Source organism: Arthrobacter sp. NyZ413, from assembly GCF_049390645.1.
GTDB lineage: Bacteria > Actinomycetota > Actinomycetes > Actinomycetales > Micrococcaceae > Arthrobacter.
Window position 1 is genome coordinate 3409214 of the sequence record NZ_CP155434.1, and the last position, 16239, is coordinate 3425452.

Genomic DNA, 16239 nt, shown 5'->3' on the forward strand with positions numbered 1-16239 from the left:
GTAAGGAAGAAACCATGTCAATCGCTACCGAAACCAAACTCGAATTCGCCAAGCTAGGTTCCCGCATCGGCGCCGAAATCCGGGGCCTCGACCTCAGCGGCGACCTCTCCGCCGAAACCGTCGCGCAGATCAGGGCGGCCCTCAACGAGCACAAAGCTTTGGTATTCCGTGAGGCCAACATCCTGAGCGACGAGGCGCAAGTGAAGTTCGCCAGCCACTTTGGACCGCTCACCACCGCGCATCCCACCGTGGCATCCGTGGAAGGCGAAGCGAACGTCCTTCCGGTGGACAGCGAAAACGGCTCGGCCAACAATTGGCACACCGATGTCACGTTCGTGGTGAACCCGCCCCAGGCGTCCACCCTGCGCAGCATCGACCTCCCCGCGTATGGCGGCGAAACCTTGATCGCGAGCTCGGCCGGGGCGTACCAGGACCTGCCGGACGAACTGCGCAACTTCGCGGACACCCTGTGGGCCATCCACACCAACGATTACGACTACTCAGTACCGAAGAACCTTGAGCACGAAAACGCGGAGGAGCGGCGCAAGGAGTTCACCCGCCTCAAGTTCGAAACCGCGCACCCCGTGGTGCGGGTCCATCCCCTGACCGGCGAGCGTGGATTGTTTATTGGGGGATTCGCGCAGCGCCTCCGGATCGTGGGCCTGTCCAACACTGAGTCGAAGGACATCATCCGCTTGCTTCAGGCCTACGTGACCCGGCCCGAGAACGTTGTGCGGGTGAACTGGGAGCCAAACCAGCTGGTCCTCTTCGACAACCGGATCACCCAGCACTACGCTCCGGACAACTACGACGGCCAGCAGCGCAAGCTCAACCGCGTGACCATCGCCGGCGACATTCCCGTGGGCGTGGACGGCAAGCCGAGCCAGTCCATCCAGGGTGACTCGTCCGCGTATTCGGTTGTCGCACCCCTGTAGCAGACTGTGTGTTGTTGTTGCAGCCATAAGAGCCGGAAAAGCCCGGGCTGACCCGCGTAGTGCGGGGCGGCCCGGGCTTTTTGGCGTTCCGTTCTAGGGGAGCCTGCTCCCCCGCGCCACCACCCACAGGGCATACCACTCGGTGCGGGTCATCGCTTTGGCCACGGCAGCCGCGTCCCCGCACGCCGCGATCCTGGCCGGGTTGGAGCTGCCCACCACCGGGGAAATCCCGGCCGGATGCTTCATGAGCCAGCCCAGCAAGACAGCTTCGGGCGTGGTTCCCTTTTCGCGGGCGAGCTCTGCCAGCAGCCCGGCGGTGGCCGCGTCGGCAGCAGTGGCGCCCTCCGCCGTCGAGCCCGTATACCGGCCCTGCGCGAGCGAACCATAGGCCTGCAGCTCAATCCCGCGGCTCACGCAATGTTCCACGGTGCCGTGCGGGAAACTGTAGCCAAGGGCGTCGTCGTGGTTCACGAGCACTGTGCTCTCGAGCCAAGCGCGCCGGTGCAGGCTCATCTCCAGTTGATTGGCGACAATCGGCACCTCCAGGCGCTCCTGCAGGAAGGCGATCTGGGCGCCGGACATGTTGGAGACACCCAGTTGCCGCACCTTGCCTTCCGCGATGAGCTGCCCGACGGCGGCCGCCACCTCCGCGGGCTCCATGAGCGGATCCGGCCGGTGAAGCAGGAGGACGTCCACGTAGTCCGTACGGAGCCGTTCGAGGCTTCCGTTGACCCGCTCCAGGATGGCGTCCTTGCTGAGGTCGTAGTAGCCGTCCCTTCCGGCTTCGGCGAGGCGGATGCCGCATTTTGTCTGCAGTTGGATCTTTTCGCGCAGGCCCGGTGTCCGGGACAGGACCTCGCCGAACACGGCCTCCGACTTTCCGCCGCGGTAGATGTCTGCGTGGTCGAACAAGGTGATCCCAATGCCCATGGCGGCTTCGATCGCTGCCGCAGCCTGGTCTATCTCTTCGTTGCCGTACTCCGGGCTGTCCCAAGGGCCGCCCAAGCCCATGCAGCCGTAAATCAGCCTCTTTGCAGTCATTTCCAACTCTTTCACAACGCACAGCGTTGCATTACCGGACTAGACGATCCAGGCCGTGGTGTTCCCCGGGAGCTTGCCGCCGTCGAGCGGTGCGCTGCTCACGACGACGGTACCGGCCGGAAGTTCCACGGGCTCGCTGCCGAAGTTGGTCACCGACTGCCAGCCGTTGGGCCGTGCGAAATGCAGGACCGAGTCGTTGTTGGACGGGATCCATGCAAGTTCCTCGGACGCCTGCAATTCACTACGCAGCCTCAAGGCCTTGCGGTACAGCTCCAGCGTGGAACCCGGAACGTTCTCCTCCGCCTCAACGGAGTACCCGGCGAACCATTCCGGCTGCGGCAAATGAGCATGTCCCTCGCCGAAGCCGAAGGAGGAGCCTTCGCTCGTCCAGGGAAGCGGCACGCGGCAGCCGTCACGTCCGATGTCCACACCCGGGTTACGGAAGAACGCCGGATCCTGGCGCTCGCTGTCCACAATGTCGCCGACTTCCTGCAACCCAAGCTCTTCGCCCTGGTACAGGTAGGCCGAGCCCGGGAGGGCGAACATCAGCAACGAAGCGGCGCGGGCGCGGCGCAAGCCGAGTTCGGCGTCGACGTCGGAGGCCAAGCCGCCGTCGAGCAGCCACGCCTTGCCGTCCTGGCCGTGACCATCCACGCCGACGCCCTGCGGCAGCCCGTAGCGGGTGGCGTGGCGGACGACGTCGTGATTGGAGAAGACCCACGTGGACGAAGCGCCGGAAGCCGCAGCCTCCGCCAGGTTCTTCGTGATGATGGTGCGGAACTGCCCGGCGTCGAAATCGGCCTTGAGGAGGTCGAAGTTGAACGCCTGGCCGAGGCCTTCCGGGCTCGCGTAGCGGGCGCGCCGGTCCGCGTGCACCCACGCTTCGGCGACGGCGGTGCGCGGCGGGTTGTACTCGTTGAAGACCTTGCGCCACTCGGCGTAGACCTCGTGCACTTCGTCGCGGTCCCAGAACGGGTGCGCGCCCAGGGAGTTCTCGCCTTCCTTGGGCAGCTCGGCCTTCGAGGGCAGGACCTCCGGCAAGTGCTTCGTCAGCGCGTGGGCGACGTCGATGCGGAAGCCGTCAACGCCGCGGTCGGACCAGAAACGGAGGGTCTTCAGGAAGTCCTCGCGGACCTCGGGGTTGTCCCAGTTGAAGTCGGGCTGCTCCTTGGTGAAGATGTGCATGTACCACTGCCCGGGCGTGCCGTCCGGTTCGGTGATGCGTTCCCAGGCCGGGCCGCCGAACACGGAGTCCCAGTCAGCGGGCGGCAGTTCGCCATTCTTGCCCAGGCCGTCGCGGAAGATGTAACGCTCACGGGCAGCCGAGCCCTTCGGGGAAGCCAGTGCTTCCTTGAACCATTCGTGCTGGTTCGAGGAGTGGTTCGGAACGATGTCTGCGATGAGCTTGATACCCGCGGCGTGGAGCGCGGCAGCCATCTCGTCGAAGTCCGCAAGGGTGCCAAGCTTCGGGTCCACGTTGCGGTAGTCGTCGACGTCGTAGCCACCGTCGGCCAGGGCCGAGGGGTAGAACGGGCTCAGCCACACTGCGTCAATGCCGAGGGACTTGAGGTACGGGACCTTCGCCGTGATGCCTTTGATGTCGCCCAGGCCATCGCCGTTCGCATCGGAAAAACTGCGCGGGTAGATCTGGTATACGGCCGCTTGGCGCCACCAGTTCGGGTCGGCCATGCGCTCGGATCGCTGGGAGTCGAGGGAAGTTGCCTGAGTGGCGGTGGGGGACAAAGGATTTCCTATTCTGTGTCGTCTGTGACTGCTGTGTAGGCGCATCAGTGGTTCTCGAGTTTTATTTAGACTCTAAATTTACTGCTTGAAGTATTATGTGACGGAACCGGACAGGAGGTCAAGGGATGCCGGAAACCATCACCGCCACACCCCAAATGCTGCGGAGAGTCAACGCCGCCACCGTGCTCGAAACCATCCGCTCATCCAACGCGGTGACCGTCACGGAACTCATGGACGCCACCGGACTGACCAGGGCAACCACCATCGCCGTATGCGAAGACCTCATGGCCCGGGGCTGGATCCGCGAACTGGAAAACCAGCGCGACTTCGGCACCTACCAAAAAGGCCGGCCAGCGCGGCGGTTCGAACTCGACGAGAGCGTCGGCTGCGTCCTGGGCATCGACGTCGGCGTCCTCAAGACCACTGTCGTCGTCGCCGACCTCCGGGGGAAGACCACCGGGCGCGCCAGCAAACCCTTCCGGGCCAGGGCAATCCAGGCCCCGGAAAGAATCAGGGTCATCAGCGAAACCGCCCTCCTCGCCCTCGAGGCGGCCGGAGTGGCGCCGGACAAAGTCCTCGCCGTGAGCGTCGGCCTGGCCGCCCCGGTGGACCGGGCGGGAAACATCCTTGCCAGCCAGCCCTTCTGGCGCCTGTTCGACGTCGGACTGAAGACCGCGCTGCACGAGCTGCACGGTTGGGCCGTCCTGCTGGAGAACGACGCCAACCTCGCGGCACTGGGCGAATGCTGGAAAGGGGCCGGCAACGGCGTCCAGGATTTGGCTGTACTCCTCGCCGGCGAGCGCTTCGGTGCCGGCTTGGTCGAGGCCGGCAGGCTCCTCCACGGCAGCCACGGAGCCGCCGGGGAAATGGCCTACTTGGACATGGTGGAGGGCGTCGGCTCCCCCGAAGGCCTCGCCGCATTAGCCAGGCTCTGGGCAGAGGAAGCGCTCGCCGAGGGCGCGAAGACCGCGCTGCGCGCCGCCGTTCCGGCCGGCAACGAAGTCACCGCGCAACACGTCTTCAAGGCGGCCGCCGACGGGGATGCGGTGGCCCTCGACATCCTCGACCGGCTCTCGGACCGCCTGGCCCGGGTGGTTTCGACGCTCGCGATCATGCTCAACCCGGAGCTCGTGGTGATCGGCGGAGCCGTGGCGGAGTCGGCGTCGGTCCTCCTGGAACCAGCCACCCGGAAGCTGGCCACCTACACAGCAACTCCCCCGCGGCTGGCGGCATCACCCCTTGGCGATGCGATCGTCGGCATCGGGGCAGTCCGGCATGCTCTCGACTACGTGGAGAAGCACTCGCTGGACCTTCAATTGCGGCGGGGGTAGGCGGGGAGTTGCGTGGAGCGGTCCGCCGGGCCGGCTGCCAGGCGGCTAGTCCGGCATGGCCATGGTTCGGAGATCGAGTTGGCGGAGGACGCGGTCTGCCACCTCGGGATCCATGCCGGGTTCGCCCCGGGCGGTGACGACTTCCTGGCGGGCGGCATCAAGCGCAATGGTCTGCACCGCGATGGCCAATTCCCTGCCTCGCTTGCTGTTTTCCGCCCCCGAGCCGCCCTTCAACGTTCCATCCAGCAGTTCGGCATGGAGGTGGCTCATCTTTTCCTTGACCAGGGCCACTTTGTCCGCGGGAAGCTCCTTGATCAGTTCATGCTCCTTGAGGGCTGAAATGGCCGCGGTCTGGGCCCGCTTCGCGAGCAGCCGCGCCGCATACTTTTCGTGGGAGCCGTCTTCTGACGCCTTGAGGATGCGCATCAGCCACGGAAGGGTCAGTCCGGGCAGGACCAAGGTGGCCAGGAGCACAGCGCACGCGATCACCAGGATCTCGTGCCGGGCGGGGAACTCGCTTCCGTCGGCGATCGTGAGCGGAAGGGCGAGCGCCAGGGCCAAGGTAGCGAGTCCGCGCATGCCACACCACGTGAGGATCAGGACCTCCTTGGCGGACGTAGGCTGCAACAGGTTCTTCCGTTTCCGCGCACCGATCGCCAGCAACCCCAACCAGGCGAAGCGGACGACGAATACCAGCACGCACACCACCGCCGCGACGCCGACCATCCCGAAGATGGCCTCGCCTTCGGTTTCGATCACATGGTGGATTTCCAAACCCACCAGGCCAAATGCCAGGCCAGTCGCGAGCAGTTCCACAACGTCCCAGAAGGCGGTGCGGGTGACCCGCTCGGCAGCGTCCTGGGGCCGCGCGTGCCGCTGCGTTTCAAGGGCAGTGACGACGACGGCGATCACCCCCGAGGCGTGGAGCTCCTCGGCGAGGATATAGGCGGCGAAGGGAACCACCAACGTCACCGCGCTGCGCGCCACCATCGACGTGACCAGCATGGTGATGAGCCGCGTGAGCCAGCCCATCGCGATGCCCACGATGACCGCCAGGGCGGCACCTTCCACGAAAAGGGCTACGACGTCGGCACCCACTTTCGTGCTCGAAACGCTCGCCCCGACGGCAGCTTGGAAGATCACGATGGCGGCGGCGTCATTGAACAAGCCTTCGCTCTGCAGCACGGTGATCAGCCTGCGCGGCATGTGAACCCTGCCAGCCACTGATTCCACGGCGACGGGATCGGGTGGTGAAACCATGGCGCCAAGGGCTATGGCCGCCGGAATGCCGATGCTGGGAATCATGAGCCACGCAGCCCCGGCGACCACCGCCGTCGAGACCACCACGAGCGCCACTGCCATCAGCAGCAGCGTCCGCCAGCGGACCCGGAAAACCGCCCAGGAGCTCTTCTGTGCGGTCGCGAAAAGCAGGGGCGGAAGGAAAATGGGCAGGATCAATTCCGGCGCCAGCTCAAAGTCGGGGAAGCCCGGAATGAACGTCATCGCGACGCCCAGGAGGAGCATCAACACCGGATACGGAAGCCGAAGGCGATCCCCCAGGCCAACGGCCAGCACCGTCGCGAGCAGCAGTCCAACAATCAGTGCCAATTGGTCCATATTCGTGGTTTCCCCAAACTTTGTAGCGGCAGCACCCCGCAAAAAATCCGAAGGGGCGACCGTACCAACTTATCCCGGCAACGCGCCCTTTTCTTTGGCTGTGACTTCATTGTCTAGGACTTCATTGGCTAGGACGCGGTCACGGCCTCGATAACTGGTACCGTGCCGTCGCGGAATTCGATGGTGCGGCGGACCGTTTCCGGGAGTTCCAGCACGGCGGCGGCTACCAAGGCCACGTTGGCGCGGGATGTTTGCCGCCCGTTTGCAGGATCGGCCGGGTCCACCTCGATGAGCCCTGAACCGGGATCGCTGGTCAGCGCGCCCGGCCCAAGGATTGTCCAGTCGAGCTGCGTTGATCGAAGATATTCGTCTGCCGCGGCCTTCGCCTCGGCGTAGGCGAAGAAGCTGTCCTCCTTCGGCACGCCATGGCCGGCACCGGCGCCCAGGTAGGACACCATCACGTATCGGGAAATGCCCTGCTGCGCTGCGGCATCCATCGAGCGGATGGCGGTGTCCCGGTCCACGGCGTACGTGCGCTCCGGATTACCCCCGCCGGCTCCCGCCGACCACACCACCGCGTCGTGGCCCTTGAGCGCTTCGGCGATGTCCGCCGTCGTCGTCTTCTCAACGTCGAGAACAACTGCCGCCGCCCCGGCCTCGGAAACGTCCGCGGCGTGACCGGGATTGCGGATGAAAGACGTGACGGCGTGGCCCTCGTTACTGAGGATACGGGCGAGCAGGAGCGCCACTTTGCCATGGCCACCAATGATTGCGATTCGACTCATGGACCCATTCTGTCGCAGCGGTCAAGCCTTGCCCCGTGGACCTTGGTTAATTGGTTCCCAAAACCGGGCGTCCGCAATCTTTAAAAAGGGGGCTTTGGGAAATACTAATTTCTCCAAAATTATAAGCTTGCTTCCTAATTACTTTGTCGCGGACCGCTCGGAAGTTCCCGCCGTCGTGCGGAAAGTGAGGCCTTGCTCTCGCCGGAAGGCCAGTCAGCAGAACTGAGCAAGTAGCCAGCACTTAGTTAGCGCGAAAAGCAAGTGGCACCCACTCGTGTGAACGCAATTGCCACATTTCTACACTCGAATTACCTGCAGCAGGAAAAGAAATAGCTCTTTCATAAATTCCGCCACCGGAGGTCCAAAGTCCTTTCGTTGGATTTATCCGTCGCAACGGGATCGGAGGGCTTTTTCTGTGCTGCGCAAATAAGCAAAAGGGTCTCAACAAGCGCCATCCCCTGCGCCTGCGCAACACTTCCGGACCAGCTACCCGGCCGGACCGCAGACACCAGGAAATTACGGGGATTCGAGATGTACCAGCAGGAGTTCATACACCGGAGGATCGGGGGACACAGCGCCCTGGCCCTGATATCCAGCGAAATAAACACGCTGGCAAGATACAAAGCCGCCATAGTCACGTGGACACTCGTCGCTTTGGTTGCTGTCGCGGCGGTCTTGACGCAGAACTATGCGCAAACATTGGCGCCGGCGGGCACAAGCAACGCCCTCGCGCCTGGCCTTGATTCAAGGGCCGCCAGCCAAAACGCTGCTGGCGCCGCGGCCCCAACAGCAGCAACGCCGTCGCCGGTTGCGAGCCCGGCACCCGGTCCTAGGTCGGCGCCCGCTCCGAGCTCCGCGCCTGTCGCAGCTCCGGCAGCTCCAGCAGCTCCAGTGGTCCCGGCGCCGGCCCCGGCGCCGCCGGCGGAGTCCGCGGCTGATTCCAACACCTACACGGTGGTCAGCGGAGACACCGTCGGCTCGATCGCGGCGAGGTTCGGCGTGGACGTCAACGCGATGCTTGCGGCGAACGGCCTCAGCGCGTACTCGGTGATCGTGCCGGGCCAGGTCCTGAAGCTGACTGGACCTGCGGTACCCGTAGCTTCCCCGGCGCCGGCACCCGACCCTGCGCCCGTGCCGGCCGTAGCACCCGCAGCTGCACCGGCTCCCACAGTGCGAACCATTTATGTGGCGGGTTCAGGCGGACAAGCAGCCGTGGACAGTTGCATCGGCCCCATCCACTTCACGCCTACCGACGCATACTCGCTGTTCATCACGGAACATGACTTCTGCGGCGGCTGGGCACGCTTCTCCGGCATCGGCGTCGGGGAGACCGTGAACATCGTCGGCTATGGAACATACACCGTCACGGCACGCGGCCAAGTACCCCAGGGCGGGACCACCAACAACGTCGCGGCCGTGTTCGGAGGATTCCCCCGGGCCATCCTGCAGACCTGCATCCCCGGCACCAACCAGATGCTGGTCATCGGGCTGAACTGACTTACGGCGACTCCAAGCCTGCCCCTGCGGCCATTCCTGGCCAGGAACAGGCGCCGCCGTCGGAATCTTCCCAAAAACAAAGCAGGCCGGAAGCTGAATGCTTCCGGCCTGCTGACTTGGTAGCGGTGGGGAGGCTCGATCTCCCGACCTCACGATTATGAGTCGTGCGCTCTAACCAACTGAGCTACACCGCCACGAATGAGAAAAACCTGTGTCAAGCCGGTCAAACCGCCTTGACACAGGCCCTCATTCCGAGCCCCCCACCGGAATCGATCCGGTGACCTCGTTCTTACCAAGAACGCGCTCTACCACTGAGCTAGGGGGGCAACGAGTAAATACTCTACCCGACGTTTTGGCAGGCCACAAATCGGCGCAAAGCCGAGGAAAATCAGGGCCGACACAATTTGCATCCGTCACCGGAACTTGATCCAAAAGGTGGGAAAACGGCTCACAGAAGCCCATCCAGCATCCCTTAAACGACCAAGGGCCGGCTCGAAAGCCGGCCCTTGGCCACAAGCTCAGGAACTAGTCCTGATTACCACTTGCCCTTGCGATTAAAGTCACGGTCTCCGCCGCCACGGGGCTTGCGGGCACCGTCGCCGTGTCCGCCGAAACGCGAACCGCTCGACTGGCCGCGATCGCGGTCACCATAGCTGCCTGCCGTGCGCTCGGCGCGATCGCTGTAGGAACGGCCGCCGCGGTCTGCGGAGGAACGTTCGCCTTCAGACTTGCGGAATTCCTTCTTGAAACCGCCGTTGCCCTTGAAGTTCCCGCCGCGACCGCCACCGGAGTAGCCGCCACGCTCGCCACCGGAGTAGCCGCCACGCTCGCTGTTGGGGCGACGGCCCTTGTCCAGCTCGAGGTGGATCAGCTCGCCGCCGATGCGGGTCCGGGACAGCGCACGCAATTGCTCCGGGCTTAAGTCGGCCGGAAGCTCCACCAGGGAGTGGTCCGAGCGGATGTCGATGCCACCGATCTGCGACGACGAGATGCCGCCTTCGTTGGCGATGGCACCCACGATGGAACCCGGCATGACGCGCTGACGGCGTCCGACGGCGATCCGGTAGGTGGCGTTGCCCTCGGTCAGCGGACGGTTCGGCCCGCGGGAACCAAAGCCATCCTTCGAGCGCTCACGCTTCTGGAATTCCGGTGCCGCCGGCAGGTCCTTGACGAGCAGGGGCTGGCCGCCCTGAGCCATGACCGCGAGCGCTGCTGCGATCTCGGCCGCGGGAACCCCATTCTCTTCCTCATACGAGGCGATCAGGTCCCGGAACAGCGAGACGTCCTCGGATTCCAGCGTCTCGGTGATCCGTTCGGCGAACTTGCCGAGGCGCAACGAGTTGACGGTCTCGGCGGTCGGCAGGTGCATTTGCTCCACGGACTGGCGGGTTGCCTTCTCGATGGCCCGCAGCAGGTACTTCTCGCGCGGCGTCATGAAGAGGATCGCGTCGCCGCTACGGCCTGCACGGCCCGTGCGGCCGATGCGGTGAACGTACGACTCGGTGTCGTGCGGAATGTCGTAGTTGACCACGTGGCTGATGCGCTCGACGTCGAGGCCGCGGGCCGCGACGTCGGTGGCCACGAGGATGTCGATGCGTCCCTCGCGCAAAGCGTCGACAGTGCGTTCGCGCTGCTGCTGCGGGATGTCGCCGTTGATCGCGGCAGCCTGGAAGCCCCGCGCCTTCAACTTGTCGGCGAGGTCCTCGGTAGCCATCTTGGTGCGCACGAAGGCGATCACGCCGTCGAACTCTTCAACCTCGAGGATGCGGGTCATCGCGTCGAGCTTGTGCGGTCCCATGACCTGCACGTAGCGCTGGCGGATGTTCGAGCCCGTGGAGGTCTTGGACTTCACGGAGATTTCGGCGGGATCGTTCAGGTACTGCTTGGACATGCGGCGGATCTGGCCGGGCATGGTGGCAGAGAACAGCGCAACCTGGCGTGTCTCCGGGGTCTCCTGGAAAATCTGCTCGACGTCGTCCGCGAAGCCCATGCGCAGCATTTCGTCGGCTTCGTCCAGCACGAGGTACTGGAGTTCGGAGAGGTCCAGGGATCCCTTGGAGATGTGGTCGATCACACGGCCGGGGGTACCAACCACAACCTGGGCACCGCGGCGCAGGCCGGCAAGCTGCGGGCCGTACGCGGATCCACCGTAGACGGGGAGGACGGTGAAGTCTTCCATGTGCTTGGCGTACGAGGTGAAGGCCTCGGCGACCTGCAGTGCCAGTTCGCGCGTCGGAGCCAGGACGAGGGCCTGGGTCTTGCGGGACGGGCCGTTGATGTCGTGCAGTTCGGCCAGGCGGGACAGGGCCGGGACAGCGAACGCTGCGGTCTTGCCGGTACCCGTCTGGGCGAGTCCGACGACGTCGCGCCCTTCCAGGAGCAGCGGAATGGTGGCTGCCTGGATGGGTGAGGGCTTCTCGTAGCCGACGTCCTGCAGGGCCGCCAGGACACGGGGATCCAGGCCAAGGTCGGTAAAGCGGACGCCTTCTTCTTCCGTCGCGTTGCCGGATTCAGCGGCGCCCGAGCCAGCAGCGGCGGCGTCAGCGGCGCTGGAATCAGCGGCCGGCGCGGATTCCACGCTCGCGGAGGTCTCTTCGGCGGTGGGCACGGAAGTGTCCGCGGATTCGGCGTCGAAAGGATCGTTCAGGGTTTCGGGCATAGGGAAGGTTTCCTCATCCATAGGGGGCCAGTCGGCGCGACCCGGTTGGGCTTGGCCGCAGTACACGTTGCGGGCAAAAGAACCGGGCGGCCCTTGTGCTCGCAAAGAAGTCCGGCGCTGTCGCAATCCCATGGCAGGACTTCCCGCTGCATCTCTTGGCTGCTATCTCAGCAGTCTGTACAGCGTTTTCTTCGCCCGGCTCTCCCTATGAAAATGCCCGCACGCAATTGCGGGCCCCAACACTGACCAGTCCTGCCTCAAGAATTGGGCAGGAAAAAGGGATTTCCGGAGTGGGGGATATTTCAATTGTAGGGCACAGATTAGTCGCCGAGTGACGGAACTGTCGACGACGGCGGTGAGCTTGCGCACATGCGCACCGCGGCTGCCGCTTGGGGTGCCCTCCGGCAGGCTGGTTCCAGGCAGTCGCCTCAGGCCTGGACGCCGTTGCGCCGCAAGAGTTTTTCGAAGCTGTCGTGGTAATCGGACTGCAACAGGATTTCACCGTCCGCCTCTGCGTCGAGGAGCAGCTGCATGTCCCCGAGGTTCGGATTGCTGAACCACTGCCCCACCGTGATGCCGTGTTTCGGGACGAACAACTTGTGGATGTAATCCCCCGCCGAAACACTCCCCGTCCTGACAACCCGCAAGTAGGCGCCGACCCTTCCGGCTTCGGTGAATCGCTTGACCCAACCGGGCTCGTTCATCCGGCGCTGGAACGTTGCGCAGGGCACGCGCGGGGATGTGACTTCGACTTCCACATCCATGCCGATCTTCCAGCGTTCCCCGATGACCGCGCCGGTTGTCTCGATCCCGGTCACGCGGAGGTTCTCGCCGAAAATACCAGGGGGCATGTCCCTTTGGAGTTCGTTCGCCCAGTAGTCGGCGTCGGCCTGGGAGTACGCATACAGCGCCTGGTCTTCGCCGCCGTGATGGATGCGGCTGGCCTGGATGTCTCCGTGGAGCCCCAGCTTATGGACTTTCACGGGTCCCTCAACCGGGCGCTTGTCGATCGCCGTCACTCCCACCGACCCTTCGGGATCGGGCAGGAGCTCGTGTACCCGGCAAACAGCAAGCAACGATGCGGTATCCATGCGTACAGTCTACGTACGCCGCTACGGATCGAAGCGATACCCCATGCCAGCCTCGGTGTGCAGGTGGCGGGGCCTGGCCGGGTCGCGTTCAAGCTTGCGCCGGAGCTGCGCGATGTAAACCCGCAGGTACTGGGTTTCCTTGGCGTAGGCCTGCCCCCACACCTGGGTAAGGATCTGTTGCTGGCTGACAAGGCGGCCGGCATTTCGCACCAGCAATTCGAGGATGTTCCATTCGGTGGGCGTCAGCCGCACTTCGGATCCATCCTTCGTGATCTTCTTGCCCGCGAGGTCCACGAGGAAGTCGGCCGTCTGGACCGTGGGCACTTCGTGCCGGGGCGTCGCCCGCCTCGAGGCGGCCCGGAGCCTGGCCAGGAGTTCGTCCAGGCCAAAAGGCTTGGTCACGTAGTCGTCGGCACCGGCGTCGAGGGCTTCCACTTTGTCTTCCGAGCCGTGCCGGGCCGACAACACGATGATGGGCATGGTGCTCCAGCCCCGGATGCCCCTGATGACGTCAACGCCGTCCATGTCCGGCAATCCCAGATCCAACACCACGATGTCCACCGGCTGTTGTGCCGCGGCCTTCAGCGCATCCGTGCCGTTGCCCACGCTGATGGCCCGGTAGCCGTGCGCGTGGAGGTTGATCTGCATGGCACGCGCGATCTGTGCCTCGTCTTCCACGATCAGTACAAGGTTCATGGCCGTTCTCCTGTCCACAGCGGGAGCGTGACCACCATGGTCAGCCCGCCTCCCGGCGTCACCTCGGCCATGAGCGTGCCGCCCATGGCTTCCGTGAATCCCTTGGCTACCGCAAGTCCCAATCCGATTCCGCTGCGTCCCTCGGGGCTCGACGCGGCGTCGTCCAGCCGTTGGAATGGACGAAACAGGTCCAGCACTTCGGCGGGCGCCACGCCACGGCCGTGGTCCGTCACCCGCAGTTCGCTTGCCGGCCGGCCGTCGACGGCGATGCCCGCACCGGTGCGGGCCGTGAGCACAATATCGGATTCGGGCGCGTATTTCGCCGCGTTCTCCACGAGGTTCGCCACCACGCGTTCCAGCATCCCGGCGTCGGCCTCTACGAACGGAAGATTGGCCTCAAGCTCATTCCGCACGCGCCCCGCCGGCACCCCGCGCAACGCTTCCGTGAGGATCTGGTGCCAGCCCAGCCCGCGGAGCAAGGGGTTGACGGCGTCGGCGGTCAGGCGGGACATGTCCAACAGGTTGTCCACCAAATGGTCCAGGCGGTCGGCATAGTCTTCGATCGTGGCGAGGAGTTCGCGTTCGTCGTCGGGATCGAAGGTGACGTCTTCCTGCCGCAGGCTGCTGACCGCGAGCTTGATGCCGGCCAAGGGCGTGCGGAGGTCATGGGACACGGCACGCAGGATGGATGTCCGCATCTTGTTGCCTTCGGCCAGCCGCAGGTTGTCTTGCCTGCTTTTGACCAGTTGCTGGCGCTCGCGCACCGCCACGACGTACGCGCCGAACGCGGCCAGCATGCGGTGGTGCTGTTCGGAGAGCGGTCCGCCGCGGAGGAGGAGCGTGTAGTTGGGATCGACGACGGCGGCGTGGTCGGCGGCGGCATGGGTCACCGGCGGTTGCTGGCCGGAGCTCGCGAGGACGGTCCAGCCCGCGCTACTCTCCTGCGGACCGCCGGTTAGCAGCAGCGTCACCGCTTCCATGCCGAGGTTGATCCGCACCTTGTCCAGGAAGGATTCAAGACTGCCGTCCGAACGCAGGATGCGTAGGGCAAGTTCGCTCAACGCTTCCGCCTCGGCGCCCGAGTGTGCTGCTTCCTGGGCGCGGCGCGTTGCCAAGCCCACCGCCAGTCCCACGCTGCACGCCACGGCCAGGAAGATCACCAGGGTAAAGAACGTGGCGGGATCGTCGATGGTCAGGGAGCCCACGGGGTCGGCCCAGAAATAGTTCAAGAGAAAACTGCCCAGGACCGCCGCCACCACGGCCGGCCACAATCCCCCGACGGCGGCCACGGCTGTGGCAACCGCCAGTTGGAAGAGCATGATCATGGCGAAGTTGCGGTAGTTCAGCACCGACACCAAGACCTCGATGGCCACCGGAAGCAGCAACGCCAGGACCAGTCCAAGCAGGATCCGGCGTCGCCGGATTCCCCTGGCTGCCGGGCGCGGCAGCCCGGTTCCGTTCACCTCTGCCGCGGCCATGGCTCAATTCTGGCACGCGCTTCACATGCGCTGCATACGTACGTGACGTGTGCAGCATTGGCCGGCCGGCACCGGCGTACCTTGGCTCCTGCGTGCGCGCACCCTACCAAGGAACATGTCCAGTCGTAGGATGCTGGCATGAGCCATTCAAAGACGAATACCTCTGACGTCCTCGACCTCGATTCCCTCTTGAACACCGACGAACTTGAGCTTCGCCAAAGGGTCCGGGATTTTGCGGACCAACGCATCCGGCCGAACATTGCCCGTTGGTACGAGGACGCCGTCTTTCCGCGGGAGCTCCCGGCCGAACTTGGCGAGCTCGGCGTGCTTGGGATGCACCTCGAGGGGTACGGCTGCCCGGGCCGGACCGCCGTCGAATATGGCCTCGCCGCCATGGAACTCGAGGCCGCCGATTCCGGTATCAGGACCTTCGTCTCTGTCCAGGGTTCGCTGGCAATGACGGCGATCCACCGCTGGGGCAGCGAAGACCAGAAACTCGAATGGCTCCCGCGGATGGCGGCGGGCGAAGTGGTCGGCAGCTTCGCCTTGACGGAGCCGACGGCGGGTTCGGACCCGTCGTCGATGGCCAGTTTCGCGCGGCCCGACGGCGAAGGCAGCGACGCCGGCTGGGTCCTGAACGGATCCAAGCGCTGGATCGGCCTGGCTTCGATCGCGGACGTCATGGTGGTCTGGGCGAACACCGAAGACGGCATCCGCGGATTCCTTGTCCCGGCAGGCACGCCCGGTGTCACCGTGACCCCCATTGGATCGAAGCTCTCCATGCGCGCTTCGATCCAATGCGATGTGGCGTTCGACGGCGTGCGGCTGGGCCCCGAAGCGCTCCTCCCGGGTGCCGCCGGGCTCCGCGGGCCATTCACGTGCCTTAACGAGGCCCGCTACGGGATCGCGTGGGGCGCCATGGGAGCAGCCAGGGACTGCTACGAATCCGCGCTCGAATATGCCGGAAGCCGCATGCAATTCGGAAAGCCCTTGGCCAGCTACCAGTTGACCCAGGAAAAACTCGTGAACATGCATCTGGAGATCCAGAAGGGGACCCTGTTGGCGTTGCACCTGGGCCGCCTCAAGGACGCCGGGAGGCTACGTCCCGAACAGATTTCCGCCGGCAAGCTGAACAACGTGCGCGAGGCCATCGCCATCGCCCGCGAGGCCCGCACCATCCTGGGAGGCAACGGCATCACCTTGGAATATCCGCCCTTGCGGCATGCGAACAACCTCGAGTCGGTGCGAACCTACGAAGGCACCGACGAGGTGCACCTCCTGGTCCTGGGCAACCATCTCACGGGAATCCCTGCCTTCCGGGGCTGACCCCCGATACCCGAACGCCGAGATGGCACTTCGCGGCAGT

At 64.8% G+C, this 16239-nt stretch carries 12 protein-coding genes and 2 tRNA genes; 4 read left to right on the plus strand and 10 right to left on the minus strand.

The features are described 5' to 3' along the window. Positions 1–14 precede the first annotated feature (14 nt). Positions 15–935, plus strand: a complete 921-nt coding sequence (locus ABCW42_RS15935) for a TauD/TfdA dioxygenase family protein (RefSeq protein ID WP_423182104.1) — start codon at positions 15–17, stop codon at positions 933–935. A 93-nt stretch (positions 936–1028) separates the two neighbouring features. On the opposite strand, the gene ABCW42_RS15940 is transcribed toward ABCW42_RS15935, so the two are convergent. Together ABCW42_RS15940 and ABCW42_RS15945 are read right to left on the minus strand one after the other, a co-directional pair. Beyond that, positions 1029–1976: an aldo/keto reductase gene (locus tag ABCW42_RS15940; protein ID WP_423182105.1), complete on the minus strand. Its 948-nt coding sequence runs from the start codon at positions 1974–1976 to the stop codon at positions 1029–1031. 39 nt (positions 1977–2015) lie between these two features. Beyond that, complete coding sequence (locus tag ABCW42_RS15945) at positions 2016–3719, minus strand: glycoside hydrolase family 13 protein (RefSeq protein ID WP_423182106.1); 1704 nt, start codon at positions 3717–3719, stop codon at positions 2016–2018. A gap of 125 nt (positions 3720–3844) precedes the next feature. Here ABCW42_RS15945 and ABCW42_RS15950 point away from each other — a divergent pair, with 125 nt between their 5' ends. Next, a complete protein-coding gene (locus ABCW42_RS15950) occupies positions 3845–5050 on the plus strand; it encodes an ROK family transcriptional regulator (RefSeq protein WP_423182107.1) in 1206 nt (401 codons plus the stop codon). A gap of 45 nt (positions 5051–5095) precedes the next feature. On the opposite strand, the gene ABCW42_RS15955 is transcribed toward ABCW42_RS15950, so the two are convergent. Then, positions 5096–6667 carry a Na+/H+ antiporter gene (locus ABCW42_RS15955; protein WP_423182108.1) on the minus strand — a complete coding sequence of 524 codons (1572 nt, stop codon included), beginning with the start codon at positions 6665–6667 and terminating at the stop codon, positions 5096–5098. Between the two features lie 128 nt (positions 6668–6795). Continuing rightward, positions 6796–7452 carry an NAD(P)-binding oxidoreductase gene (locus ABCW42_RS15960; RefSeq protein ID WP_423182109.1) on the minus strand — a complete coding sequence of 219 codons (657 nt, stop codon included), beginning with the start codon at positions 7450–7452 and terminating at the stop codon, positions 6796–6798. 531 nt (positions 7453–7983) lie between these two features. Between ABCW42_RS15960 and ABCW42_RS15965 the strand changes: the two genes are divergently transcribed. Further along, the gene (locus ABCW42_RS15965; protein ID WP_423182110.1) at positions 7984–8949 is read left to right on the plus strand and encodes a LysM peptidoglycan-binding domain-containing protein; all 966 of its coding nucleotides are present in this window, start codon (positions 7984–7986) and stop codon (positions 8947–8949) included. Positions 8950–9066: 117 nt separating this feature from the next. On the opposite strand, the gene ABCW42_RS15970 is transcribed toward ABCW42_RS15965, so the two are convergent. From ABCW42_RS15970 to ABCW42_RS15995, 6 genes are all read right to left on the minus strand, one after another. Next, positions 9067–9143, minus strand: a tRNA-Met gene (locus ABCW42_RS15970). Between the two features lie 60 nt (positions 9144–9203). Then, positions 9204–9275 (minus strand) — tRNA-Thr (locus tag ABCW42_RS15975). 209 nt (positions 9276–9484) lie between these two features. Then, complete coding sequence (locus ABCW42_RS15980; protein ID WP_423182111.1) at positions 9485–11608, minus strand: DEAD/DEAH box helicase; 2124 nt, start codon at positions 11606–11608, stop codon at positions 9485–9487. Between the two features lie 428 nt (positions 11609–12036). Further along, on the minus strand, positions 12037–12699 hold the full coding sequence (locus ABCW42_RS15985) for an MOSC domain-containing protein (protein WP_423182112.1): 663 nt from the start codon (positions 12697–12699) through the stop codon (positions 12037–12039). A gap of 21 nt (positions 12700–12720) precedes the next feature. Further along, a complete protein-coding gene (locus ABCW42_RS15990; RefSeq protein ID WP_133202434.1) occupies positions 12721–13395 on the minus strand; it encodes a response regulator in 675 nt (224 codons plus the stop codon). Next, complete coding sequence (locus ABCW42_RS15995; RefSeq protein WP_423182113.1) at positions 13392–14873, minus strand: sensor histidine kinase; 1482 nt, start codon at positions 14871–14873, stop codon at positions 13392–13394. Before ABCW42_RS15995 ends, ABCW42_RS15990 begins: the two co-directional genes overlap by 4 nt. 138 nt (positions 14874–15011) lie before the next feature. Between ABCW42_RS15995 and ABCW42_RS16000 the strand changes: the two genes are divergently transcribed. Next, positions 15012–16199 (plus strand): acyl-CoA dehydrogenase family protein, encoded by a 1188-nt coding sequence (locus ABCW42_RS16000; RefSeq protein ID WP_423182114.1) that lies wholly within the window; start codon positions 15012–15014, stop codon positions 16197–16199. Positions 16200–16239: the final 40 nt, after the last annotated feature.